Genomic DNA, 26,152 nt, shown 5'->3' on the forward strand with positions numbered 1-26,152 from the left:
AATACCTGAGCGTTCTCTAACAACATTCTATGTAAAAGAATGCTGTCAGAGACGCCCAGGCCACGATCTTTTAATTGTAAATAAATTGTACCAAATTCCGTACAATGTGTCAACGAAAGTCAGCTTACGCATTAAAGAGGGAAAGCGTTATTTGTGAAAAATATATACGGTAACAGATTCCGCGTAAAATATTTTATCTCTGACGGTTCCTTTCAGAAGAACACTGCGGTCCTTTTTCAGATCCTTTAAGCTGCCTTTCCGGCAGCTGGTTTTTGTTCCCTGATTATAGGCATCACAGACAGTAACCTTCAGATCTTTTTTATATTTTACTGTGATATGAATATCAGTGCTTTCGGCAATCTGTCCGCCGTTTTTCTTGTCATCGTATGTGTTGATCTTGCTGATCACAAAGGTTTCTTTTCCTATACTTATGACAGTGCCGTTCAGTTCTTTCTTTTCCACATAAGCGCCGTCTGCCTTGACGCTTTCGCTGTCTGTATTGACAGGGTCAGACAGAACGATGATATCCGCATTCCTGCCATTTTTAGTAAACCAGACAGAAACTTTGGAATGTTTTTTCACAGACTTCAGCTGGGATAAGCTGTATCGCTTATAGACAGTATTAATCTGATGAAAACTGGTCTTCTCCTTTTCATAGCTTAAATGAAAGACTTTTGTCTCAGGGGTGATATTTATGACAGAAGGATCGCCGAAGGCCTCATCTGTGTCGCTGGTGCAGCGGAGCTTTCTGTCACTTCCGGACATAAAGTAACCAGTATAACCAGGCTCTTTTTTTGGTATATCCTCCCCGCCTATGACTGTACTTTTATAATGCACGAGACCCAGGCGGCTCCCGAATTCCACATAGGCGATGGCACCCGCTCCGGCAAATGAAAGGAGTCCAAGGATCAGGCTGATAAGATAGATCCGGTGCAGATCATTCCTGCACAGAGCCGTCAGAATATGAAAACAGAGAATTCCCGCGGCAGCGCCGAGTACATTCAGAAGCAGGTCGTCAATGTCGGCAGAACCAAGATAAAAAACATATTGGCTGGTCTCAAAAAAGAGACTTAAAAGTGCCGACAGGAACAGAATCTTTCGTTTAGAAATCTTCGGGCTTTTCAACAGAGCAAGAAGATAACCAAAAGGGAGGAAAATCAGGCTGTTTCCCAAAAGATTTGATATGCTCCACAAAAAATTCCCGCTCCCTGCAATACGGGAAAAATTAAGAAAGGTCTGAAAAGGAATCAGATTGAATGAGCGGAATCCCTTTTTCTCACCGGTCAAAAATTTTGGAACAGCAGAGAGGTCCGTATCTTTTAACAGAACGATCTTGATCAAAATCAGCAGATAAAATAAAAATACTGCCCAGAAAAATCGTTTGAAATATTTGTTTGCTTTTGTTTGTTTTTCTTTGTTCATAGTGATCTCCTTTGCTATGTGTGGAGACCAGGCAAAACGGGATCATTCAGATCTGGTAATTTCAAGGTGCTGGATGAATTTCCCGTTGTTTGTATAGGAGTTTAAAATAATATTAGGATAGGTTTCCAGTATCTTATGGACGATCATCAGCCCATTGCCCCGGCCCAGTCCTTTATCTGACAAGCCGGGCACTACCTCCTTCTCCCTACGGACAGAGTTTGAGATAACAGCCTCATACATATCTTTATTTGAAACGAACCGGATATCGATTTGTTTGTCCATGGTAAGTGCGGCTTCCTCCATGGCATTGTCGAGAAAAATCCCTAAAATGCGGATAAAGTCCAGAAAATCAATGCTGTCTGTGATCAGGCTTTCTTTAAAAACACCGTCGAACGACAGGCGGATATCTAAGTGCTCCCGAAAGCCGGCAGAGATTTTATAATATAGAAAAGCTCGGAGCTGTTCATCGTCCGCCTGCTGCAGCTGGGCATATAAATCATTTTTCTTAAGCTCATCCTGAAAATAAGGATTGACGGTTTGCTTAAAATATTCTTTCAGAGGTTCATCATGGCTGTTCTCAATCAGATGGCCCAGAGTAAAAAGAATATTTTTCATATCATGCTTTAAATTTCTGATCTCTGTCAGGTTTTTCTCCAGATCATTGCTGTACAAAAGGAGGTTTTCCTCATAGCGCCGTTTTGCGTCGATGGTAAAACGATACTTGGAAAACATAAGAAGAGTTGCCAGGATGATGATCTGGATCAGCAGGACACAGACTGTTATCGTATCCATACAATTCATGATCTGGTGATAAAATTCAGAATAATCCGCCGTATAAAAAAGTGTCATAAACATGGAGAGCTGATATTGAAAAACCAGAGCCAGCACAAATAAACAAACGGTACATAGAATAAAATTCCGGGCGATCTTCGGATAAGACTTCTCCAGCACTGAAATTTTAACCAGATATCTTCCAAAAATTTTTCTGATCAGCAAGATCAAAAGGGTATCCAGCAAAACCACAGCAGCGGACAGAAGAATAAAGATCCCTGCTTTGACCAGATATTCAGTCTCAAGCCCGTTTGCATAGCGGAAATAAAAACCTTTGAAAGAGTCATAAATATTCCGAAGAAACACACGGTTTGCCACATACAGGATAAATGTGATCCATGAAAACAAAACTTTGCCTTTCTGAAGCTCTTTTCTGTAGTAGCCGATACCAAAAATCAGAAAGAAGATCAGGAAATCTGAAAATCCTTCAACAAAGTCCGGTTTCGACACGACCATGAAAATGACAGTAAATAACAGCAGAAAATCGGGGAGCCGGAAGCGCAGCAGATTTAAAATGGCGATAGACAGAACAGAAACAAGGCTGATCACGAAATACTGCATAGCCGTAGTACCAGTCATTAACAGTATTCTCGGAAGCTGCGTGTACCATATCAGCCCCATGACTGCGGGATAAAGCAGCCACAGGATTTTTTTAGCTTTGCTTTCCATATATGACTCCTTTTATTTCATTTCTCTGCCGGAAGGAACAGGGGACCGTATCCCCATTGATAAACTTGATCATTCCATCGGAGAGTCCGATCATATGGCACTTCTGGACAATGACGGAGCGGTGGCTCTTCATAAAGCCTGCTCCTAAAGTCTCAAGTGCATGGTCGATTGTTTCTCGGACTGTAATGGAAGAACCGTTCACTGTATGATAGCAGATACAGTGGGACTTTGTCTTGACTGCCTCCACATACAGGATATCGGCTTTTGGAAGTGACAGTTCCTCATCGGTGCCGATTTTTAAAGTGACAGTTTCTGTATCCTCTTCAGATTCCTTAGAGGGAAAGCTTTTTTTGGCCAGATAGATATACTGATAGCAGCACTGGTTCATTTTCATAATGTCTGTGGTCTTTTCGATAAAGCCAAAAGGCTCCACTCCGGATTTCAGTACATTGAGTGCCAGTTCATAGTGGTTCGTCACAAATACGATCTTTGAGCCGGGAAAACTTTTTTTGATCTGTTTTGCTATATCAATTCCATTAAATTCATTGCTTCCAAAATCCAGATCCAGAAAAAAAAGATATTCACCGGGATGTTTCTTTAAATAAAGAAACAGTTCCTGATAGCCGGAGGCAACACATGCAATCCGGCCTTCGGGGATGGACTCTGATAAAATGTGTTCTACCTGTTCTCTGATGATCTTTAAAATAAAAGGATCATCATCGCAGAGAATGATTTCTAACATAAAACTCCTTTCTGATTGCCTGATCTCTTTTGTTTCCTATACAGGAACTACTATAAGAGAAGAAAACAAGAATGTCTTAAAAATATCCTGTGATACCTGGGACAGAACGTGAAGTTTTAAGGATTGATTACGTTCAGGACAAAGACCGTGCATTCGGGATATTTGAAATATTTTAAAAAAGTAGTACAATAAAAAATACTGTGGTATAAGTAGAATTATATGTGACCCGGCCGCAGGATGCAATCATCCAAAGAAAGGAAGTAAGAATTATGACAAAAATAGATATCATTTCAGGATTTTTAGGAGCAGGGAAGACAACGCTTATTAAAAAGCTTTTAAAAGAGGCTCTGGGACAGGAAAAGGTTGTCCTGATCGAAAATGAATTTGGCGAAATCGGCATCGACGGCGGATTTTTAAAAGAGGCCGGGATCCAGGTGACGGAGATGAATTCCGGATGTATCTGCTGCTCTCTGGTAGGAGACTTTGGAACGGCGCTCAGAGAAGTAGTTTCACAGTACTCCCCGGACCGCATCATTATTGAGCCGTCCGGTGTGGGAAAGCTGTCCGATGTGATCAAAGCGGTGCAGAAGGAAGCAGAAAACTGTGATCTCTCACTGAACAGCTTTGTCACTGTGGCAGACGCAAAGAAGTGCAGGATGTATATGAAAAACTTCGGGGAATTTTACAATAATCAGATCGAATACGCAGGAACTGTCATATTGAGCAGGACCGGTCAGGTAAAGGAAGATAAGCTCGGACAGGCCGTCGGCCTTATCAGAGAACATAACTATAAGGCAGCCGTGATCACGACGCCGTGGGAACAGCTGGACGGAGAGAAGATCCTTTCTGTGATGGAAGAGGGAAACCAGCTGGAAAAGCAGCTGTTTGAGGAAGAAGAAATCTGTCCGGAGTGCGGACACCATCATGAACACGGAGAGCATCATCACCACCATGGAGATGAACACCACCATGAACACGGCCATCATCATGCGGATGAGGTGTTTACAAGCTGGGGAGAGGAAACACCTCACAAATATAAGAAAGAAATGCTGGAACAGATCCTGAAGAAGCTGGCAGAGTCAGATGATTTCGGCATGATTCTGAGAGCGAAAGGCATCGTGGAAGGGCCGGATCATACATGGCTGCATTTTGACATGGTGCCGGGTGAGTACGAGATCCGTCAGGGAGAAGCGGATTATACCGGCAGAATCTGTGTCATCGGATCAGATCTCAACACGGAAAAAATCCAGGCTCTTTTTGGGCTTAAATAGGGAGGTAAAAAACTATGGAAATGCCGGTTTACCTGATATGGGGATTTTTAGAGAGCGGCAAAACTTCTTTTATAAAAGACACTTTGAACCAGGAATATTTTGCGGACGGTGAGCGGACGATGATTCTTTCATTCGAAGAAGGGGAGGAAGAATATGAAAAAGAGTTCCTGGAGGAGAGTAATTCCTTTGTTCTACAGATAGATGACATAGAAGATTTTACCCCAGCCTTTGTAGAAAACTGTGAGAAAAATTACCATCCGGACCGTATTATGATCGAATATAATGGAATGTATCAGATCGAGGATGTCATGGATGTGATCGATGAGACAGACCTGGAATTGTATCAGATCATTGTCACGGTGGATGCGTCTACTGCGGATCTGTATTTAAAAAATATGCGGTCTCTGATGGTGGAGATGTTCAAGATGGCGGATATGGTCATTTTCAACCGCTGTACCGATGAGACCAATGCGTCCTCCTATAGAAGGAGTATTAAGGCAGTCAGCCGGAGGGCGCAGGTAGGATTTGAACGGGCGGACGGAAAAGAATTTGAACTCAATGAGATGCTCCCGTACGATCCGGAGGCAGAGATCATCAGGGTCAATGAGGATGATTTTGGAATCTGGTACATTGACGTTTTGGAGCGGCCCAATGTTTATATGGGCAAAGTGGTGGAGCTTTCCAATGTATTTGTCAGAAGGCCTCATGGAATCCCTGCCGGGCTGATTCTGCCGGGCAGGTCTGCTATGACATGCTGTGAGGACGACATAACATTTATCGGTTTCATCTGTCAAATGCATCATGTCAAGTCCTCTACAATGAAGAAAATACAGGATGGTTCCTGGGCCGTGCTGACGGCGAAAATCAGTATGGAAAACCATAAAGCGTACGGAGGAGAGAGGGGCCCTGTTCTAAAGGCGCTGCGCATAGAACAGGGAACACAGCCAAAAGAAAAGCTGATCTACTTTTAAGCAGCACATCGTAAGAAACGGAGACAAACGTCGGCCGTTTGGCCTGAACGTTTGTCCCTTTTTTATTTGGGGCAGGATGATGCTCAACACAAGGTTTTTTTGTTACGGTTCTTTTTTTTATCTTTATACTGAAAATTAGAAAAAAACTGAAAGGATAAAACAGGAGGGACTAGAATGAAAAGAAAAAGAATATGCTTGCTGATCATCATTTTTGCCATAGGATTGTGGGCAAAAGGCGGAGAGTGGTTTCCTAAAGACATCCCATTTGGAGATGACGTTTTCAGGGAGGTATCAAACTTAAGGCAGGTCTCAGATCAAAAGATTTACAGCGATGCTGCGGTTTTGGCAGAACAAAAATCCGGCAGGATCCTAATGAATAAGCAGGGAAATAAGAAAATATATCCTGCATCTTTAACAAAGATCATGACAGTTCTGCTGGCTGTAGAATCTGTTTCTAATGATGAAAAGGAAATCCTGATGAACCAGGATATTTTTCAGTCGCTGGCCCAAAGCCATGCCTCCGTTGCAGGATTTCTGCCGGGGGAGAGAGTAAAGATAAAAGATCTTTATTATGGAGCAATGCTGCCGTCAGGAGCGGAGTGCTGTCTCAGGCTGGCAAATTATCTGGCAGGAAGTGAAGAAAAGTTTGCCCTGCTGATGAATCAGAAAGCAAGGGAAATTGGAATGAAGCACACAAACTTTGTTAATTCAACCGGCCTGCATGATCCGAAGCACGTTTCAACAGCAGAGGATTTGGAGATCCTTCTCCGGTATGCTCTGAAAAACCCCCGGTTTAGAAAAGTGTTTGAGACAATGCAGTATCGGACAGAACCAACACAAAAGCATCCGGAAGGACTTCTTCTGCAAAGTACTCTGACAGATTATAAAGACCAGCTGAAGCCAACGAACGGAAGTTTTCTCGGCGGAAAGACCGGCTATACAAAAGAAGCAGGACTCTGCCTGGCAAGCTGGGTCAATATACGCGGAAAGAGGTATATACTGGTGACTGCGGGTGCCAGAGGAGACCATCAGACAAGACCGTTTCACGTGCTGGACGCAGAATCTATATATCAAGAATTATAGGAAGTCTAAACGGATATTCCACTGCATACACTGTAAAAACAGAGAATGCAGGGGATTTTTATGAAAGAGTACATTGAAGAACGCGCGGTAGAAGTCGGCAATTATATCGTAGATAAAAAAGCCACAGTCAGACAAACTGCCAAAGTGTTCGGAATCTCTAAATCTACCGTACATAAAGATGTGACGGAACGATTGGAAAAGATCAATCAGTCCCTGGCCAGAAGGGCCAGAGAGGTACTGGATCTCAACAAATCGGAGCGGCACATACGGGGCGGCATGGCGACCCGTGGAAAATACGAGAAGATAAAAAAAAATACAAAAGCAATTCAGGGGTGAATTGCTTTTGTATTTAAGATACGGTATGCCAAAGAAGGCAGCACTTTTATGGGTCAGCGGCCGGCGTTGACATTTCCCGTCTGATTATGTAGGAGCTGTTCATTGAACTTCAGCAGGGAGGATACCGGTTTTGAAAGTGTCAGATACTGTCTTGTATGACACCTGAGCGAAGACTTTTTCTGAGCGTATAACTTTTGTGGAGTAAAAAAGTCAGAGCCCTCAAACGGTGTCCTTTTTATAGAAATATCAATCACGATATCTAAAAAACGATTCTGGTGAAAGATCTTCCTGGTACACTCCTTTTTATAAGTAGGATGGAGCTTGTTGATGGTGAACTGGAAATACAAAGAATTCATCGCCGGCTCTTCACTGTCCAGCAGGAATTGATAATCTCCGCTGAGAATTTTCTCTACTTCTTCCTGTGTCAGGGAAAACTTTGTCTTATGGACCACATGTCCGCTGGTCTGATTCTGAATGAAGAAAAAGTTTGTGTGGTCTTCTTCATAAATATAGTAACGGATATTCGGTTCTCTCTCAAGCCCCTCAAACATCAAAACTCTTACGGGCATGCTTATCATGTATTTTTCAGGAGACCTGGACAGCAGATGTTCCTCCTGTATCTTTTCGTATTCTGTCTGACTGATATTTTTGTTGACTTCGGTGTAAGAAAGCTTTTCTACTAATATTTTACCCATAATAACTCCAATACGCAGTTTTGGTTTATTGTTTCTTATCAATATACTAGTGACATTATATCAAATCGTGCATATAAAATCATGACTTATTTCTAAAAAAAGTCTTAAATTTGCGTGGATTTTCATCGGTCTCTATGTTAAGATTACCAAAAAGGAGGAGCTATGGATTTATTTGATTATGCAAGACAGAAAAACAGCAGGAAAGAAGCTCCGCTGGCCGGCAGAATGCGGCCCAAAACCCTCGATGAAGTCGTGGGACAGGAGCATATTATAGGGAAGGACAAGCTGCTCTACCGGGCGATTCAGGCGGACAAGCTCAGTTCCATCATATTTTACGGACCTCCGGGTACCGGAAAAACGACCTTAGCCAGAGTCATTGCCCAGACGACCCAGGCAAACTTCGTGCAGATGAATGCTACCACTTCCGGCAAAAAAGAAATGCAGGAGGCCGTGAAGGAGGCAAAGGAAGCACTGGGGATGTTCCAGAAAAAAACAATCCTGTTCATTGATGAGATCCACAGGTTCAACAAAGCCCAGCAGGATTTTTTGCTTCCTTTTGTGGAGGACGGGACGATCATTTTGATCGGCGCCACTACGGAAAATCCGTATTTCGAGGTGAATCAGGCGCTGATTTCAAGGTCCAATGTCTTTGAACTTAAGTCACTGGAACCAGAGGACATTAAAAAACTTTTAGTCAGAGCTGTGACCGATGACGAGAAGGGCATGGGGATTTATCGCGCCAAGATTACCGATGAGGCCCTTGATTTCCTGGCAGATATGGCCGAGGGAGATGCAAGAAGTGCGCTGAATGCCGTCGAGCTTGGGATTCTTACCACAGAACCGGGAGAAGACGGAGAGATTGTTATCGATATCAATGTGGCTCAGGAGTGTATCCAGAAGCGGGTCATGAGGTATGACAAAGGCGGGGACAACCACTACGATATTATCTCGGCATTTATTAAGAGTATGAGGGGATCTGACCCCGATGCGGCAGTTTATTATCTGGCCAGAATGATCGATGCCGGAGAGAGCGTTACCTTTATTTCACGGAGAATCATGATCTGCGCTTCGGAAGATGTAGGAAACGCAGATCCCCAGGCTCTGCAGGTCGCAGTCGCGGCATCCCAGGCTGTGGAGAGGATCGGACTTCCGGAAGCCAGGATCATTCTTGCCCAGGCGGTGACCTATGTGGCGGGAGCACCCAAGAGCAATGCGGCTTATATGGCTGTGGATCAGGCTCTGGAAGCAGTCAGGAAAAGAAAGAACGGGATGGTTCCAAATCATCTGAGGGATTCTCATTACAAAGGGGCTTCCAAACTGGGCCGGGGAATCGGATATCAGTATGCCCACAATTTTCCGGGACATTATGTCAAACAGCAGTATCTTCCGGATGAATTACTGGGGACCGTGTTTTATGAACCGACAGAGAATGGATATGAGAAAAATATTAAGAAATATTTGGACAGCCTGAGGGAGGAATGAGGCATGGACAGTTTACAGGATGGATATATGCTGAGAAACGGAGTAAAGATACCGTGTATTGGGTTTGGGACATGGAAGTCTCCCGACGATGTGGTCTGTGAGAGCGTGAAAATGGCGATTCAGGCCGGATACCGGCACATAGACGGTGCAGCAGCATATGCCAATGAGGCAGGTGTGGGGAAAGGAATCCGTGAGAGCGGAGTGCCCAGGGAAGAGTTGTTTATTACAAGCAAACTCCCCAATGCAGATCATGGATATGAAAAGGCAAAGAAATCGTTTGATAAAACACTGGAACACTTAGGTCTTGACTATCTTGACCTCTATTTGATCCACTGGCCGGTTGTGATCGAGCATAAGGATGACTATGAGCAGGATATTCTTGACACATGGAGGGCTTTTGAGGAGCTTTATGGGGCGGGTAAGATCAGAGCCATCGGTGTCAGCAATTTTATGATCGAACATCTGGAAATATTAAAGAACCATGCAAAGATTATGCCGATGGTCAATCAGGTGCAGCTTCACCCGCAGCATCCGCAGGAAGAGATGGCTGCTTACTGCAAAGAAAACCAGATCGTGCCGGAGGCGTGGAGTCCGCTGATCCAGGGACAGGCATTTAAGAGAGAACTGTTAAAAGAAATGGCCGCAAAATATGACCGTACCGTGGCGCAGATTTGTATCCGATGGATCATGCAAAAAGGAGTGATCCCGCTGCCGAAAGCATCCAGTATGGAGCGTATCATCGGAAATGCAGATGTCTTTGATTTTGAGATCGGGGAAGACGATATGGAAAAGATCGCGACGCTCAGAACTTATGGGATGATCGGGGAGGAACCGAGTATTCCGAGAACAAGGCAAGTCGTAGGATTTTAAAAACAGAAGGTGCATTCCGGGGATGGAACGCACCTTCTGTTTCAGTCTTTGTTTTTTTTGTATAGAAAGATAAGCACCCACAGGAGCAGCGGATAGAAGAACATCAGCGCCAGCATACCATAGAATGCTCCATTTCCGGTAAATGCACAAAACAGAGTGAGGCCTATGACGAGAAAAATGGACAGGATCACAAGGATAGACAGGATACGTTTTGTTTTTTGTTTCATGAGCCTTTCCTTTCCAAGACAAGATCTTTCAGGTTTGTAATTTCAGAATCGGGCAGTCCATGTTCTGTAAGATAGGACGTAAGGTGAAGTTCTTCAAACAAGTGAAGAAGCTGTTCCATATGGGCGGCATCTGAGCCGAGCATCGGAAGCATGGACTGATAGTCAGGAAGTTCCATGGCTGCTTTGTTAACGCCGCGCTGATTGTATGTAAAGGAAACCTGATATTCTGCGACGATGTCTTCTCTGTCAGCACCAAGAAGTGTTAAGAGTACAGCAGAAAGAACACCGGTCCGGTCTTTCCCCGCGGTACAGTGGAAGAGAACCCCTCCTTTGTTAAGACACTGAACGACGGTTTTTACGGCGCCGGCAATCAGCTCAGGACTGTCATACAGCATTTTCTGATAGCCGTCTGCCAGACTTTTCGTGAAGGCTTTGGAAGCAGATTCTGCTGCTTTTTCAAAGTCAATTTCTTCTTTTTGAAGGGGACAGTGGTAATACTGCATTGTCTCCGGAACCTGATCTTTCATGAGGAGCGTCTCGGATTTGCTCCGAAGATCTATAATAGAGACAATTCCGCAGTCCTCAAGCTTTTTCCATTCGTCTGGGGAGAGGAACGCAAGACAGTCACCCCGGTACAGGCGGTTCCAGCGGATGACTGAGCCATCCGCTGTTTCCAGGCCGCCCAGATCCCTGATATTAAATGCATGTTCTAACCGGATTCTTTTTACTGGTGTGTTATTAAAATTCAAAAGATAACCTCCCGCACAATAGATTTGTTTCTTCTATTCTAATGGGAAGAGAAAGAAGATACAAGGGGTTATTTTGGACAGAGCGTGACATTTTTCTCTATAGAAACAGATACTGGAATGCATTGAAAAAGTATCCTACAAAAATAATACCAAGGGTACAGATGACTGCAAAAATCAAGAGAAGCTTTGGTTTGACTGCTTTTTTCAGCATGATTACAGACGGCAGAGAGAGAGTTGTAACCGCCATCATAAAGGACAGGACAACACCTAACTGGGCGCCTTTCGAGAGCAGTGCCTCTGCAACGGGAATGGTGCCGAAGATATCCGCATACATAGGAATCCCGGCGGGCACAGCGATCAAAATGCCCAAAGGGTTCCCTTTTCCGAGAATTTTTATAATCAAGGTTTCAGGAATCCAGTTATGAATCACCGCACCTATGGCGACACCCGCCAAAATATATGGAGTGACCCCTTTTACTGTAATTTTTGCTGTCTCCCATGCATATTTGACTCTGTCTTTAAAACACAGAGATTCCTGCGGCACATCCGGGACATGATCAGATTTGTTAAAATCCCGGATCTGATGCTCTAAATGCAGCTTTTCAATCATGGTGCCGCCTGCCACTGCAATGACAAGTCCCAGAAGTACATAGACGAGAGCTACTTTTCCGCCAAAGATACTCGTTAAAAGCACAAGTGATCCGAGATCTACCATAGGAGAAGAGATCAGAAAAGAGAAGGTAACTCCAAGAGGCAGTCCCGCATTTGTAAAACCGATAAAAATCGGAATAGAAGAACAGGAACAAAACGGAGTCACGGTGCCCAGCAGAGCAGCAATGATGTTTGCCCTGATACCGTGTAAACCTCCAAGAATTCGTTTAGTTCTTTCCGGCGGAAAGTAACTTTGGATGTAAGAGATCAGGAGGACCAAAATTCCCAGCAGCACTATGATTTTTACGGTGTCATATAGAAAGAACAACATACTGTTTCCGACCCTGGATGAGGTATCGAGTCCAAGGGATTCTAAAAGATTTTTTATGATTTTGTTCAGCCAATTCATTCCCAGTATTTCGTTCTGAAAGAAATCCCACATTGATTTTATTGTTTCCATGTTATTAACGTCCTTTCTTTTATATAGATAAATAGAAATGTTTCGATGTAATGTATATAAAAATCTTACAGGCACTTTTGTGGATTGCCCAGACTACAATTAAATTTTTACGATATTTTTTCGCCGGTCAGTTCATGCAAAGTCCGAATGGCAAGGGACATTCCTTCAGATGAAATGGAATAGTAGGTCCATTTGCCTTCTCTGCGGCCCGATACAACTCCGGAATCACACAAAATTTTCATGTGATGGGACATGGTAGGCTGCGAAATATTAATTTTTTCATTGAGCTCACAGGCACATTTTTCACCAGTAACTAAAAGTTTTAGAATTTTGATGCGGTTTTCATCACAAAAAGCTTTAAAGACGGCGGAAACCTTCTTTTCATTAATCTCCAATTCAGATACCTCCCATAGATGATTATCTATATTTACTGTATGATAAATATAGATATATGTCAATGTGTTTTGGAGACTTTACAGGCGTTGTGGGAAATGAAGAGAACTGATACAATAAAAAAACATGCAGAAGGCCCTGTAACACAAGGCCTCCTGCACGTCAAGGGGAGGATAAGTAATCTAATCTGTTGATTAGACATTAAGAGTATGTCCCCTGTAATTTTTTTTATACACAGATTGAAAAAATATTTTAAATTTGTTATAGTATCATAAGTATCACGAAAGCAATGAAAACAGTTAAAGGATGGATAAATCATGGGATTACTTCAGGAATGGCGCGACTATGCGTATAAATTTGACGACCGTACACAGGAAGGACAGCAGTTCTGGCTTTCTTATTTTGGGATCGAAAAAGAGATTTATGTAAAGTTATTATCAGATAAAGACTTTGTAGAAAAAGGAACCGTCAAAGAACTGGCAGAAAAATACGAGACGGAACTTCAGTTTTTTGTAGGTTTTCTGGACGGGATCAATGACAGCCTGAAAACTCCGAATCCGATCGAGGAGATGGAGGAAGATACGGAAGTAACGTTAGATATTGACTTTGAAAAATTATACTACAATATGGTTGCCTGCCGTGCAGAATGGCTGTATGAACTGGAACAGTGGAACGATATTCTGTCAGAGGAGAGAAGAAAAGAGCTGTATAAAGAACAGAAATCATCCACGACAGTTGTAAAAGGCGAGAAGATCGGAAGAAATGACCCGTGTCCCTGCGGAAGCGGAAAGAAATATAAAAAGTGCTGCGGAAGAAATGCATGACATTTTCTACATGATTTCCGTTCGGCTCTTAGAATGTCTCACTCCAATCATGTAGAAAATGGACGTAATGTTTGCTGGAGATGGTGCCTTTCAAACAAAAGATGCTGTGCTCTGGTTGTGCTGTAATACTGTTTATAACACCCGAAAAGTTGTCAATTAGGTTTGGCAGCTTTTTGTTTGTAGACAGAATTTTCTTTTGATTTTGCTTTTCAGGAAGGTAAGAATTATGAAAAAGAGAGATGATCATATTACATGGAGGAAGCTTGACAATACGGCCCAGCTTTTTCCGGTGATCGCAAATAAGGAGATCAGCCACGTTTACCGTATCTCGTCCACTTTAAAAGAGGAGGTGCGTCCGGATCTGCTCCAGCAGGCGCTGGAAGATGTTCTTCCGTGGTTTGACGTGTTCCGGGTGCGGCTTCGCAGGGGATTTTTCTGGTTTTATTTTGAAGAAAATAAGAACCGGCCCCAGGTGGAGGATGAGACCGAATATCCCTGCCGGTACATCGATCCCCATGGCAGGAGGAAGTTTCTGTTCCGTGTTTCTTATTACAGAAGGAGGATCAATCTGGAAGTATTTCACGCTGTCTCAGACGGCATGGGAGCCATCACATTTTTAAAGGAACTCACTTATCGCTATATTGACCTGTTCAGGAACGAGTCCAAAGGAGAGGTGAAAAAATATTCACCCAGCGAAGAATGTATTTTGGATCAGGAAGACAGCTACTTTAAGCATTACCGAAAGAAAAAGGGAAAGGGTTACAGCACGCAAAGAGCCTATCAGATCAAAGGAAGAAGGATTTACGGAGGCGCTATCAGCGTCATTCACGGTTATGTAAGTATTGAGGATCTGAAGAAAACCTGCAGGAGCTGCGGGGTCAGCGTCACCAAATACCTGACTGCTGTATTAATATACAGTATCTATGAGGAATACATGAACAGGCAGCAGGACAAAAATCCAATCGGAATCAATCTGCCGATCAATTTAAGGGCTTTTTTTGACTCCAGTACGACCAGCAACTTTTATGCGGTAACCTTGATCGAATTTTTATCCAGGGGGGAGAATCATACATTTCAGGAGATTCTCTCTGAAGTCAGCCGGCAGATGGACGAAAAGATTAAAAAGGAAAAGATCGAGGAGGTACTGTCTTATAATGTTTCAGCAGAAAAGAACCCATTTATACGGATTCTGCCGCTTGTTTTGAAGAATCTCGGACTCAGTTATAAGTTCAGGCGTTCCAGCAAGTCAGCGACGACTACGCTGTCCAACCTGGGACAGATCAGGGTGCTTCCCGGATATGAGGATGAGATCGAGCAATTTCATGTGATGATGGGTGTCTTCAAGACACAGGAGATGAAATGCGCCATGCTCAGTTATAAGGACCAGGCGGTCATCACATTTACGTCGGTTTTCCAGGAAAGCTATCTGCAGAAAGCCTTTTTCAGGAATCTGGCGAAGGAAGGAATCAAAGTAGCCATAGAAAGCAATGGGGTAATCAATGAAAAGGTGTAAGAGTTGCCAGGTGGAAGTCCTGGATGAGACCGTGACGTGCCCGCTCTGCAACAGGGTATTAAGTGATGACGGAAAAACCGTTAAGCGGGAGAGAATGTACCCTGATCCGGAAGAAGAAAGAATGAGGCTTTACGGGATTAAAAATATTTTTTTCATCCTGCTCGGTATGATTGCAGTCCTTATGGGAATCATCAATTATATTACATATAATGGATTTCTCTGGTCGGCAATCGTCCTTGCAAGTATTTTATATCTAATGGTGACTGTATCCTATTCCATTGTACACAGGAGAAATCTGGCCGCAAAGATCGTTGTGGAGGTCATCGGCGGAGGAATTCTGGTATCTGTCATTGACTATGTCATCGGATATGAGGGATGGTCTGCGGCTTATGTCATACCGGGGCTGATCCTGACGGCAGATCTGGCAGTGGTAGTGCTGGTACTGGTAAACAGAAAGACATGGTACAGTTATCTGATGTACTTGATTTTTATAGCGGTCTTGAGTGTGGTACCGGTCATCATGTACCTGTTCGGACTCTTTGAACAGCCGCTGATCGCATGGATATCCTGCGGAATTTCAGTACTGACGGTATTTGTTATTTTAGCGGCAGGGAACAAGCAAGGGAAAAATGAACTGGCCAGAAGATTTCACACCTAATCAGAGAAGGAGCATACTATGAAACGAGCAAGTTTGCGCGGACAGATGGCCGTTCAATGCATCAGAGGATTTACAGCGACACCCAGAGGAAGGACATATGCCACCGGCATGGGACATCAGAATCCGAAGGAATACCGGTGGAAGTGCCCAAAAGGGTATACAAACGAGAAACTGGCACATGAGAATTTTCAGATGGAATTTCTGTCTCCGGATCAGGATAAAAATGACCTGGCGGTATTGCAGCTGCACGGCGGCGGATATATCGGGACTCTTAGAAACGCATACCGCAGAGCTGCCCTCCAGTACTCTATTTGTAGCGGGGGAGGAAGTGTCCTGTCACCGGATTACCGGGTCGTGCCGGAGCATCCGTTTCCTGCGGCGCTTAAAGACGCTGTCTCAGCCTACCGGTGGCTGACAGAGGAGAAGGGATTCCCGCCGGAAAAGATTGTGATTGCGGGGGATTCTGCCGGGGGAGGACTTGCGCTGGCTCTAGGTTTATATCTGAAGGATCATGGAATTTCCATGCCGGCAGGTTTTATTTTGATGTCACCGTGGACGGATCTTACACTGAGCGGAGAAAGTCTCAAATATAATTACGGAAGAGACCCGCTGTTCGGCAGATCAAAGGTCACGATGCTTTACGATTCTCTGTATCCGGGAAGTGAGGATGTCAGCAATCCGTATATTTCCCCGCTGTTCGGAGATTATCATGGATTTCCGCCGATGCTGTTTCAGGTAGGCGGCAGGGAAGTTTTGCTGGACGACACACTGAGAGTGGCAAGAAAGGTGAAGGAAAGCGGTGTTTCGGTGAGAAACAGTGTCTATCCCGACATGTTCCATGTGTTTCAGCTGGCTATGGGAATGCTGCCGGAGAGCAAAGAGGCCTGGAGAGAAATCAGGACCTTTTTCAGAATGATTTTCGGGACGAAAAAACGTCACTGAATCTTCACAATTCTTTTCTTGTATTTCCATTTGCACTGTGCTATGATAACCATTAGTCAACTAATGATTAGATAACTAATATATTTTTTGAGGTTTAAGAAAGGAGTCATCATGTATGAAGATGACGGCATTTATCACCTGCTTCTGAAGATCAACCATAAAAATTTTGCAATCGGATTTGCTTACCTAAAGGAGGCAGGTCTGCATCCGGGGCAGATGCCGCTGATCACCGGCCTTTACAAGAAAGAAGGAGTGACTCAGAAGGAGATTGCAGATAGATTGGGCATTAAGCCTTCGACGATCAATGTCATGATCCGCAGGCTTGAAAAAAGAGAATTTGTCATCAGGAAGCAGGACCCGGAAGATCAGAGGAGAAGCCTCGTGTATCTCACGGAACACGGACGGCAGATCTATGAGAAAATTTCCGAAGCTACCGTCGAAGTTAAAAATCAGGTCATGAAGACCTTCACGGAAGAGGAAAAAGAAGAACTGTTCCGGCTGCTCACAAAGTTTTATGAGGGGCTTGATAAATTAGTTGATTTGGAAATAGGAACTTGTAAATGTAAGGAATAATCGTAGAAAGGAGACATCATGCTGAAAATATTCCGATATCTGAAAAAAGCATATATCCCGATCGCATGCATTGTTTTGCTTTTGTGTGTGCAGGTCAGCTGTGAACTGACGATCCCGACGTATACGTCCAATATTGTCAATGTAGGAATCCAGCAGGGCGGAATCGAGGACGCAGTGCCGGATGCCGTCCGGGAAGAGTCCATGCAGGCACTCATGGGAATGATGAAGCCGAAAGATGCAGAAAAAGTGAAGGATGCCTATGAGCTGTACACGAAAAAACAGGTGAAAGACTCTGATTACAGCTCTTATAAAAAAGGCCGTCTCTATGTGAGAAAAGACATCAGTAAAAAGGACAGGGAGGATTTAGACAAAATCCTTTCAAAACCGATGCTGATGCTGGAAATGAAAATGATGGAGCAAAGCGGCCAGACCAAAGAAAATGCCAAAATGGCGCAGAAATTTAAGGGAAAGAGCATTGATGACATGCCGGAAAGCATCATCAGCCAGGCCGCGATCTCTTTTGTAAAAGCGGAATATAAAGCCATGGGGCTCGACTTAGACCAGATACAGACCAATTACATGTTGAAGACCGGAGCCATTATGGTAGGGCTTGCACTGCTGGCTATGGCTGTGGCCGTAACTGTCGTTTTATTATCCGCAAAACTGGCAGCCAGGCTGAGCAGAATTCTCCGTGACCATATTTTTAAAAAGGTAATGGATTTTACGAACTCAGAGTTTGATAAGTTTTCCACGGCATCCCTGATCACCAGGAGTACGAACGATATCCAGCAGATCCAGATGTTTGTGACCATGATGTTCCGCATCGTTGTATTTGCACCATTGATGGGGCTTGGAGGTATCTATAAAGTACTGAAAACCAACGTGGATATGACATGGACCATTGCCATCGGAGTCGTGGCGATCATGACCGTGATTTTAGTCCTGTTTACTGTGGCTATGCCGAAATTTAAGGTTTTGCAGAAACTGATCGACCGGCTGAACCTTGTATCCAGGGAAATTCTGACCGGGCTTCCCGTCATCCGTGCATTCAGCACCGAAAAGCACGAAAAAGAACGGTTTGACACGGCCAATAAGAACCTGATGAAGACCAACCTGTTCGTCAACAGGGCGATGACGTTTATGATGCCGCTCATGATGCTGATCATGAATGCCATGACGGTCCTGATCGTCTATGTGGGAGCAGACAACATTGACCTGGGAAGGATGCAGGTCGGAGATCTGATGGCGTTCATTCAGTATGCGATGCAGATCATCATGTCATTCCTTTTCATCTCCATGGTTTCCATCATGATGCCGAGAGCCCAGGTGGCAGCAGAGCGTGTCAATGAAATTTTAGATATGGAGATCATGATCAAAGATCCGAAACAGCCGAAAGAATTTCTGAATGAGAAAAAGGGAGAAGTGGAATTTAAGCATGTTTCTTTCCGATATCCCGATGCAGGGGAGGATATGCTCCACGACATCAGCTTTACGGCGCCTTCCGGAAAGACCACGGCGTTTATCGGAAGCACCGGAAGCGGAAAGTCCACGCTGATCAATCTGATCCCGAGGTTTTTTGATGTGACAGAGGGAAGTATTCTCGTTGACGGAGTAGATATCCGGGAGGTAAAACAGTCGGATTTAAGAGATAAACTGGGCTATGTACCCCAGAAGGGGGTTCTGTTTTCCGGAACGATCGACTCGAACCTGCGTTACGGAAAAGAGGATGCATCCGAAGAAGAGGTGAAGAAAGCGGCAAGGATTGCACAGGCTGCAGATTTCATCGAAGACAAGAAAGAGGCATATGATTCTCCGATCGCTCAGGGAGGGTCTAATGTATCCGGAGGACAGAAACAGAGGCTGTCCATCGCCAGGGCAGTTGCCAAGGACCCGGAAATTTACATTTTTGACGACAGCTTTTCCGCACTTGATTATAAGACGGATGTGACACTTCGGCAGGCACTGGCCAGAGAGACGAAGGGAAGCACGACCCTGATCGTTGCGCAGAGGATCAGTACGATCCTGCACGCAGACCAGATCGTTGTCTTAGATGAGGGCCGCGTCGTGGGCACAGGCACTCATGAAGAACTGCTGGAGTCATGTCCGGTCTACTTACAGATTGCAAAATCCCAGTTGTCTGAGGATGATTTTGTAAAAGCTAGAGGGGAGGCGGCAGAACATGAGTAATCAGAACAGAAGACCGGCAAGGAGAATGGGGCATGGACCGATGCAGGGCAGCGGTGAGAAGGCAAAAGATTTCAAAGGAACGATTAAGAAGCTGTTAAAATACATGAGACGCTACTACGGCGCTATCGCTTTTGTTATTTTGTTTGCCATTGCCAGCACGGTATTTAACATTGTAGGACCGACCATACTTGGAAATGCCACAACTGAAATTTTTAACGGACTGGTGAAAAAAGTCCAGGGAACCGGCGGAATTGATTTTTCCAAGATAAGGGGCATACTGCTGACGCTTCTCGGACTGTATCTGACATCTGCGGCATTTTCATTCCTTCAGGGACTGATCATGACCCATGTGTCCAACAACACCACATATCAGATGAGAAAAGATATTTCTGAAAAGATCCACAGGATGCCGATGAAATATTTTGAGAGCAGAACATTCGGTGAGGTGCTCTCAAGGATCACCAACGATGTGGATACTCTGGGACAGAGTCTGAATCAAAGTATGACACAGATCATTACTTCTGTGGCTACCATTATCGGTGTGTTCGTTATGATGATCAGGATCAGCGTTCCGATGACGGTCGCCGTGGTCGTGATCCTTCCGGTATCCTTCCTGATGATCGGTGCGATCATGAAAAAATCCCAGCCTTATTTCCAGGCGCAGCAGGCACTGCTCGGGGAAGTCAACGGCCAGGTAGAAGAAATTTACAGCGGCCACAACATTGTAAAAGTATTCAATAAAGAAAAGAGTGTTGTGGAAGAGTTTGAAAAAGTAAACGGAAAATTATATAATTCTGCGTGGAGATCTCAGTTTTTCTCCGGGGCAATGATGCCTCTGATGCAGTTTGTGGGAAACTTAGGCTATGTGGTCGTTGCGATTCTGGGAGGATTTCTGGCAATCAAGAATACCATTGAGGTAGGGCAGATCCAGTCCTTTATCCAGTATGTAAGAAACTTTACCCAGCCGATCACCCAGCTGGCCCAGGTCGGCAACATGATGCAGACGACCGCGGCTTCCGCGGAGCGTGTCTTTGAATTCCTCGAAGAAGAGGAGGAAGAAGAAGTGAAGGAGAATCCTGTGGATGTGTCTTCGCTGGACGGAAATGTAACTTTTGAACACGTATCCTTTGGATATAATGAGAATCAGAGAGTCATCAACGATTTCTCCGTGGAAGTCAAAGAAGGACAGAAGATTGCCATCGTCGGTCCGACAGGCGCAGGAAAAACGACGATGATCAAACTTTTGATGAGATTTTATGATGTCAGCGGCGGATCGATCAAGATTGACGGCTATGATGTCAGAGACTTTAAAAGAAGCGATATCCGGCAGATGTTTGGAATGGTTCTTCAGGATACATGGCTTTACAATGCTTCCGTCCGTGACAATATCCGGTACGGAAAGCTGGACGCCAGTGAAGAAGAGATCCAGGGAGCGGCAAGAGCTGCCTTTGCCCATCATTTTATCGAGACACAGCCGAAAGGTTATGATATGATAATAAATGAGGAGAGCAATAACATTTCCCAGGGACAGAAACAGCTTCTGACCATTGCGAGAGCGATCCTGGCCGACCCTAAGATCCTGATCTTAGATGAAGCCACCAGCTCCGTTGATACAAGGACGGAAGAGCGGATTCAGAAAGCAATGGATAACCTGATGGAAGGAAGAACCAGTTTTGTCATCGCGCATCGTCTTTCTACGATCAAGGATGCGGATATGATCCTCGTCATGAACCACGGGGACATCGTAGAACAGGGAAATCACGAGGAACTGCTTGCGAAAGGCGGTTTCTATGCGAACCTCTACAACAGTCAGTTTGAAACAGCGGACTAGAAGGGAATTTATCTTCCGGTCCTGAAAGCCTCCGGTACCGCCGGCGCATTTTTGCCCCGGCGTGCCAGAGGCTAAATTGCATTTAGGTATAAGGAGGAAATTATGGTACGGTTGGCATGTATAGGAACAAATTTTATCACGGACTGGCTCCTGGAAGGCATCCGGGAGGTCGAAGGGATCGAGCTTTCAGCAGTCTATTCAAGGACGATGGAAAAGGGAAAAGAATTTGCGGCCAAATACGGGGTCGATAAAGTTTATGATAATTATGAAGAACTGGCAAAGGACCCTGAGATCGATGCGGTCTATGTGGCAAGCCCTACTTACTGCCATTTCAAACATACGATGATGATGCTCAACCACAAAAAACACGTGTTATGTGAAAAGCCGGTGGCATCCAATTTGACGGAACTTGAATTGATGATCCAGGCGGCAAAGGAAAATCAGGTCGTGTTTATGGAAGCTATGAAGTCCGTACATACACCAGGATTCAGGGCGATGAAGGAACATCTTTCCAAGATTGGCACCGTGCGCCGTGCCACGATCCAGTACTGCCAGTATTCTTCCCGCTATGACAAGTTCAAAAACGGGATTATTGAAAATGCTTTCAAGCCGGAACTTTCCAACGGAGCCATTATGGACATCGGCGTGTACTGCGTGCACTTTCTTGCGTCACTATTCGGGATGCCGGAAAAAATACTGGCAGACGCCATATTCCTGAACAACGGTGTGGACGGGGCAGGTTCTCTCATCGCATCTTATGGGGATAAACAGGCGGAGGTTATTTATTCAAAGATCACCAATTCCAAGCTTCCGACCCAGATACAGGGAGAGAATGGCTGCATGATCATCTCAGAGTGCCCGAATCCAAGAGAGATCAAGATTCTTTATAACGATGGCAGTGAAGAGATCATTGAATGTGACAGCCGTTCCAACCCGATGAATTACGAAGCACAGGTTTTTGTAGAACTGATCGAGACGGGGCAGACAGACCATCCGCATCTGGAAGCTTCAGTAATGGAAATGAAGATCATAGACGAAGCCAGAAGGCAGACCGGAATCGTATTTCCGGCAGATAAAATCAGAGAACAGTAAAGGAGAACAGATCAATGAAAAAGAAACTGATCGCAGGGGGACTGCTCCTCTGCACATTAGCGCTTTCTGCGTGCCAGACTGAGAAAAAACAGGAGAAAACAGAAAAAGCAAAGACGACTGCCGAGAAATCGACGGAGGCAAAGGTGCTCAGCAAATATAAAGAGATCAAGATCAACGGAGCCAAAAAGACTGTGCAGATCGGGGACCCGTCCAAAGGGGAGACGGTTGCCATTGTGAAAGTCAAGGGCTACGGAACAATGAAATTTAAGTTTTTCCTCAAGGATTCCCCGCTGGCAGTCAAAAACTTTTTGACGCTGGCATCCAACGGATATTATGACGGGATTATTTTTCACAGGGTCATCAAAGACTTCATGATCCAGGGAGGCGATCCGACGGGAACAGGAAAAGGCGGACAGAGCATCTGGGGAAAAGAGTTCAAGAATGAGACTTCTGACAAGCTGATCCCGGTGAGAGGAGCACTCTGTATGGCAAATGCAGGTCCGGATACCAACGGAAGCCAGTTTTTTGTAGTGCAGAACAGGGAAGTTACAGATGAAATGCTGGATTCTTCTCCGATAGAACTTACAAAAGCTCAGAGGGATCTTTTTAAAGAGCAGGGAGGATACCCGTCTTTGACCGGAGACTACACGGTATTCGGCCAGCTGTATGACGGATACGATGTTCTGGACAAGATTGCCCAGACTCAGACTGTGTCAGATGCAAAGGCCGAGAACAAACCTAAAAAAGACATTGTCATTGAAAAAATCACCGTAAAGAATTACTAGAAAAACCGCCGGGAGGGACAGATGCTTACCATCGGACTGGATCACACAAAAAAAGAACCGTTTTACAGGCAGATTTATGCTTATATCCGGGATGAAATACGGAGCGGGGCCCTGCCCTGCGGGTCCAAGCTTCCGTCCACCAGGAGGCTGGCAAAGCACATGGATCTGAGCCGAAATACGATCGATCTGGCCTACGGTCAGCTGACCGCAGAAGGATATATTGAGGCAAAGCCCAAGTGCGGATACTTTGTCTGTCAGGTGGAAGATCTTGCATCTTTAAATATTCCTGTGGAGACAGAGGAAGAAGATCCAGTGCAGGAGGAAGAGCCGATCCCCTTTGATTTTTCTCCTGTGGGAGTCGACATGTCCCTGTTTCCCTATAATGTTTGGAGACGGCTTCTGAAAGAAGTCATGATGAACGACAACAGTGAGCTGTTCCAAAAGGGAGAAAATCAGGGAGATTTGGGACTGAGGAGGGCTATCATGTATTATCTCAGGCAGTCCAGAGGCGTCCATGTGGGCACCAGCCAGATTGTCATTGGAGCGGGGATCGAAAACCTGCTGTTCCTTCTCAGTCTTACTTTGGGGAAAGGCCGGACCATGGCCATGGAAAATCCGGCATATTTAAACGCCTATCAGACGGTCCGGGAACTTGGATTTCAGGTACTTCCCATAAACATGGATGAGGAGGGCCTGAAGGTTTCACAGCTGGAGCAGAGCGGCGCGGATCTCGCCTATGTGACGCCTGCCCGCCAGTATCCAACCGGTGTGGTCCTTCCCATCGGCAGAAGGAGCCGGCTGATCAAATGGGCCAGAGAAAAGAAAGAACGGTATATCATCGAGGATGATTACGACAGTGAGTTCCGATACTATGGAAAACCGATCCCGGCCCTCCAGGGCATCGACGAGAGCGACAAGGTGATCTATATGGGTACTTTTTCTAAGGCGATCGCTCCGGCCATACGGATCGGCTATATGGTGCTGCCCAAAAGCCTTGTGTCTGCATACAGAAAGACCGCGGGTATTTTTTCCTGTGCGGTATCCAGGATCGACCAGAGTGTTCTCACCTCTTTTTTGTCGGAAGGGCATTTTGAACGGCACTTAAACCGGATGAGAAATGTTTATAAAGAAAAGCACGATCTCCTGATTCAAAAGCTGAAGGAAATCGACAGCCGGATCACGGTTTACGGGGCCGGAGCAGGCCTTCATGTGCGCGTTGATTTTCCTATTCAGGATACCAGGCGGTTTGAAAAAGAACTGCTGAAACGGGGAGTCAGGATTTATCCCCTTTCGATGTATTATATAGATGGGGGTCCCGAAAAGGAGCAGTATATTTTAGGCTTTACGAAAATGCAGAAAGAAGATATGATAAAAGGACTTAAGGCCATCCGGGAAGTTTACCGGCTGGTATGATATTTTCTACAAGAAATGAGGTACAAATAATGTCTGAAGAGATAAATGAAACAGAATTAGAAGAAAAAGAAGTGCCTGCAAAAACTGATGAGGAGAAAGACGAGCCTCATGATGTGGAGCACTACTGCTATCTGTGCCGCAGGCCGGAATCGGCTGCCGGAAAGATGATCACACTTCCCAAGGATATACATATCTGCGTAGACTGTATGCAGAGAACGATGGACAGTATGGGAAACGGACAGTTCAGCTTTATCGATGCCACAAACATGGACCTGAACAATATGGATCTGTCCCGTCTGATGGAAAATATGCAGGAACCGCCTGTGCAGGCAGTGAAGAAGAAAGATAAAAAGAAGAAAAAGAAAGAAAAAAAGGAACTGAATTTAAGAGATATTCCGGCACCGCATAAGATCAAGGCTATGCTGGATGAATATGTCATAGGACAGGACTATGCGAAAAAGGTCATGTCTGTGGCGGTCTACAATCACTATAAGCGGGTGGTGACCAACACCATGGAAGAGATCGAGATCGACAAATCCAACATGCTCATGGTCGGGCCTACCGGTTCCGGAAAGACGTATCTGGTAAAGACTCTGGCGAGGCTTCTTCAGGTACCGCTTGCCATCACGGATGCCACTTCTCTGACGGAGGCCGGCTATATCGGAGACGATGTGGAGAGCGTACTCTCTAAGCTTCTACAGGCGGCAGACAATGACGTGGATGAGGCAGAGCACGGTATTATTTTTATCGATGAGATTGATAAGATCGCAAAGAAACAGAACACCAACAGCCGTGACGTCAGCGGAGAGTCCGTGCAGCAGGGGCTGTTAAAACTTTTAGAGGGCGCGGAGGTAGAAGTGCCAGTAGGTGCAACAAGCAAAAATGCTATGGTGCCCATGACGACCATTAATACAAAGAACATTCTGTTCATCTGCGGGGGAGCCTTCCCCGATCTGGATGAAATCATCAAAAAGCGTCTCATGAAGCAGACATCCATCGGCTTCCATGCGGACCTGAAAGATAAATTTGACAAAGACGAGAATATTCTGTCCAGAGTCACTGTGGATGATCTGCGGGAGTACGGAATGATACCGGAATTTTTAGGGAGACTTCCGATGGTATTTACGCTGGAAGGATTGTCAAAAGATATGCTGGTAAGGATCTTAAAAGAGCCGAAAAATGCAATCTTAAAACAGTACCAGAAGCTTCTGGAGCTGGATGAAGTTGAGCTGATATTTGACGAAAGTGCGCTGGAAGCAATCGCGGAAAAAGCGCTGGAAAAGAAGACTGGTGCCCGCGCATTAAGGGCGATCATAGAGAAATTTATGCTGGATATCATGTTTGAGATTCCCAAGGATGACACGATCGGAAGAGTGATCATCAACAGGGATTATATCTTAAATTACGGTACGCCGGTGATCGAACTGCGGGGACAATAACAGAAAAAAAGCCGGATCATATGATCTGGCTTTTTGCCTAATA

The 26,152-nt window shown here is 44.9% G+C and carries 25 protein-coding genes; 17 read left to right on the forward strand and 8 right to left on the reverse strand.

Features of this window, described 5'->3' with window-relative positions:
- Positions 1–147 precede the first annotated feature (147 nt).
- Genes DWV34_RS14130 through DWV34_RS14140 form a run of 3 tightly spaced genes read right to left on the reverse strand, consistent with a single transcriptional unit; the run spans position 148 to position 3,664 of the window.
- Positions 148–1,422, reverse strand: coding sequence for a VanZ family protein (locus DWV34_RS14130; protein WP_022261236.1), 1,275 nt, complete (start codon positions 1,420–1,422; stop codon positions 148–150).
- Positions 1,423–1,464: 42 nt separating this feature from the next.
- The gene (locus DWV34_RS14135) at positions 1,465–2,922 is read right to left on the reverse strand and encodes a GHKL domain-containing protein (protein ID WP_006565607.1); all 1,458 of its coding nucleotides are present in this window, start codon (positions 2,920–2,922) and stop codon (positions 1,465–1,467) included.
- Complete coding sequence (locus DWV34_RS14140; RefSeq protein ID WP_006565606.1) at positions 2,906–3,664, reverse strand: LytR/AlgR family response regulator transcription factor; 759 nt, start codon at positions 3,662–3,664, stop codon at positions 2,906–2,908. The genes DWV34_RS14135 and DWV34_RS14140 overlap by 17 nt, the downstream gene beginning before the upstream one ends.
- 269 nt (positions 3,665–3,933) lie before the next feature.
- Here DWV34_RS14140 and DWV34_RS14145 point away from each other — a divergent pair, with 269 nt between their 5' ends.
- The 4 genes from DWV34_RS14145 (at position 3,934) to spoIIID (ending at position 7,325) form a co-directional block, all read left to right on the forward strand.
- Positions 3,934–4,935, forward strand: coding sequence for a CobW family GTP-binding protein (locus DWV34_RS14145; RefSeq protein ID WP_009290729.1), 1,002 nt, complete (start codon positions 3,934–3,936; stop codon positions 4,933–4,935).
- Positions 4,936–4,949: 14 nt separating this feature from the next.
- Positions 4,950–5,906 carry a TIGR03943 family putative permease subunit gene (locus DWV34_RS14150; RefSeq protein ID WP_006565603.1) on the forward strand — a complete coding sequence of 319 codons (957 nt, stop codon included), beginning with the start codon at positions 4,950–4,952 and terminating at the stop codon, positions 5,904–5,906.
- Positions 5,907–6,080: 174 nt separating this feature from the next.
- Complete coding sequence (locus DWV34_RS14155; RefSeq protein WP_009290730.1) at positions 6,081–6,989, forward strand: D-alanyl-D-alanine carboxypeptidase family protein; 909 nt, start codon at positions 6,081–6,083, stop codon at positions 6,987–6,989.
- 60 nt (positions 6,990–7,049) lie between these two features.
- Entirely contained in the window at positions 7,050–7,325 is a 276-nt protein-coding gene (spoIIID, locus tag DWV34_RS14160; RefSeq protein ID WP_022261237.1) for a sporulation transcriptional regulator SpoIIID, read from the forward strand.
- Between the two features lie 53 nt (positions 7,326–7,378).
- Here the strand turns inward: spoIIID and DWV34_RS14165 are convergent, their stop codons facing one another.
- Positions 7,379–8,020, reverse strand: a complete 642-nt coding sequence (locus tag DWV34_RS14165; protein WP_118476543.1) for a hypothetical protein — start codon at positions 8,018–8,020, stop codon at positions 7,379–7,381.
- Between the two features lie 162 nt (positions 8,021–8,182).
- Between DWV34_RS14165 and DWV34_RS14170 the strand changes: the two genes are divergently transcribed.
- Both DWV34_RS14170 and DWV34_RS14175 read left to right on the forward strand, forming a co-directional pair.
- The gene (locus DWV34_RS14170; RefSeq protein WP_009290732.1) at positions 8,183–9,502 is read left to right on the forward strand and encodes a replication-associated recombination protein A; all 1,320 of its coding nucleotides are present in this window, start codon (positions 8,183–8,185) and stop codon (positions 9,500–9,502) included.
- Positions 9,503–9,505: 3 nt separating this feature from the next.
- The gene (locus DWV34_RS14175) at positions 9,506–10,372 is read left to right on the forward strand and encodes an aldo/keto reductase (protein WP_118476544.1); all 867 of its coding nucleotides are present in this window, start codon (positions 9,506–9,508) and stop codon (positions 10,370–10,372) included.
- A 41-nt stretch (positions 10,373–10,413) separates the two neighbouring features.
- On the opposite strand, the gene DWV34_RS14180 is transcribed toward DWV34_RS14175, so the two are convergent.
- From DWV34_RS14180 to DWV34_RS14195, 4 genes are all read right to left on the reverse strand, one after another.
- Positions 10,414–10,599, reverse strand: coding sequence for a hypothetical protein (locus DWV34_RS14180; protein ID WP_006565597.1), 186 nt, complete (start codon positions 10,597–10,599; stop codon positions 10,414–10,416).
- Positions 10,596–11,348, reverse strand: coding sequence for a tyrosine-protein phosphatase (locus DWV34_RS14185; RefSeq protein WP_118476545.1), 753 nt, complete (start codon positions 11,346–11,348; stop codon positions 10,596–10,598). The genes DWV34_RS14180 and DWV34_RS14185 overlap by 4 nt, the downstream gene beginning before the upstream one ends.
- Before the next feature lie 97 nt (positions 11,349–11,445).
- Positions 11,446–12,459, reverse strand: a complete 1,014-nt coding sequence (locus DWV34_RS14190) for a permease (protein WP_118476546.1) — start codon at positions 12,457–12,459, stop codon at positions 11,446–11,448.
- Positions 12,460–12,566: 107 nt separating this feature from the next.
- Positions 12,567–12,854 carry an ArsR/SmtB family transcription factor gene (locus DWV34_RS14195; protein WP_264470125.1) on the reverse strand — a complete coding sequence of 96 codons (288 nt, stop codon included), beginning with the start codon at positions 12,852–12,854 and terminating at the stop codon, positions 12,567–12,569.
- A gap of 315 nt (positions 12,855–13,169) precedes the next feature.
- On the opposite strand from DWV34_RS14195, the gene DWV34_RS14200 reads away from it, so the two are divergent.
- From DWV34_RS14200 to clpX, 11 genes are all read left to right on the forward strand, one after another.
- Entirely contained in the window at positions 13,170–13,676 is a 507-nt protein-coding gene (locus tag DWV34_RS14200; protein WP_006565593.1) for an SEC-C metal-binding domain-containing protein, read from the forward strand.
- Between the two features lie 226 nt (positions 13,677–13,902).
- A complete protein-coding gene (locus DWV34_RS14205; RefSeq protein ID WP_118476548.1) occupies positions 13,903–15,189 on the forward strand; it encodes a hypothetical protein in 1,287 nt (428 codons plus the stop codon).
- Positions 15,176–15,847, forward strand: a complete 672-nt coding sequence (locus tag DWV34_RS14210; RefSeq protein WP_006565590.1) for a DUF6320 domain-containing protein — start codon at positions 15,176–15,178, stop codon at positions 15,845–15,847. The genes DWV34_RS14205 and DWV34_RS14210 overlap by 14 nt, the downstream gene beginning before the upstream one ends.
- Positions 15,848–15,865: 18 nt before the next feature.
- The gene (locus DWV34_RS14215) at positions 15,866–16,789 is read left to right on the forward strand and encodes an alpha/beta hydrolase (protein WP_118476549.1); all 924 of its coding nucleotides are present in this window, start codon (positions 15,866–15,868) and stop codon (positions 16,787–16,789) included.
- A gap of 111 nt (positions 16,790–16,900) precedes the next feature.
- On the forward strand, positions 16,901–17,362 hold the full coding sequence (locus DWV34_RS14220) for a MarR family winged helix-turn-helix transcriptional regulator (protein WP_006565588.1): 462 nt from the start codon (positions 16,901–16,903) through the stop codon (positions 17,360–17,362).
- Between the two features lie 18 nt (positions 17,363–17,380).
- Positions 17,381–19,549, forward strand: coding sequence for an ABC transporter ATP-binding protein (locus tag DWV34_RS14225; RefSeq protein ID WP_009290740.1), 2,169 nt, complete (start codon positions 17,381–17,383; stop codon positions 19,547–19,549).
- A complete protein-coding gene (locus tag DWV34_RS14230) occupies positions 19,542–21,380 on the forward strand; it encodes an ABC transporter ATP-binding protein (RefSeq protein WP_118476550.1) in 1,839 nt (612 codons plus the stop codon). The genes DWV34_RS14225 and DWV34_RS14230 overlap by 8 nt, the downstream gene beginning before the upstream one ends.
- Positions 21,381–21,482: 102 nt before the next feature.
- Positions 21,483–22,472, forward strand: a complete 990-nt coding sequence (locus DWV34_RS14235; protein WP_118476551.1) for a Gfo/Idh/MocA family protein — start codon at positions 21,483–21,485, stop codon at positions 22,470–22,472.
- A gap of 14 nt (positions 22,473–22,486) precedes the next feature.
- Entirely contained in the window at positions 22,487–23,257 is a 771-nt protein-coding gene (locus DWV34_RS14240) for a peptidylprolyl isomerase (protein WP_006565584.1), read from the forward strand.
- A gap of 21 nt (positions 23,258–23,278) precedes the next feature.
- Positions 23,279–24,670 (forward strand): MocR-like pyridoxine biosynthesis transcription factor PdxR, encoded by a 1,392-nt coding sequence (gene pdxR / locus DWV34_RS14245; RefSeq protein WP_118476552.1) that lies wholly within the window; start codon positions 23,279–23,281, stop codon positions 24,668–24,670.
- A 29-nt stretch (positions 24,671–24,699) separates the two neighbouring features.
- Positions 24,700–26,109, forward strand: coding sequence for an ATP-dependent Clp protease ATP-binding subunit ClpX (clpX, locus tag DWV34_RS14250; RefSeq protein WP_118476553.1), 1,410 nt, complete (start codon positions 24,700–24,702; stop codon positions 26,107–26,109).
- Positions 26,110–26,152: the final 43 nt, after the last annotated feature.

The sequence above is a fragment of the Anaerostipes sp. AF04-45 genome (genome assembly GCF_003461725.1).
Lineage (GTDB): Bacteria > Bacillota > Clostridia > Lachnospirales > Lachnospiraceae > Anaerostipes > Anaerostipes caccae.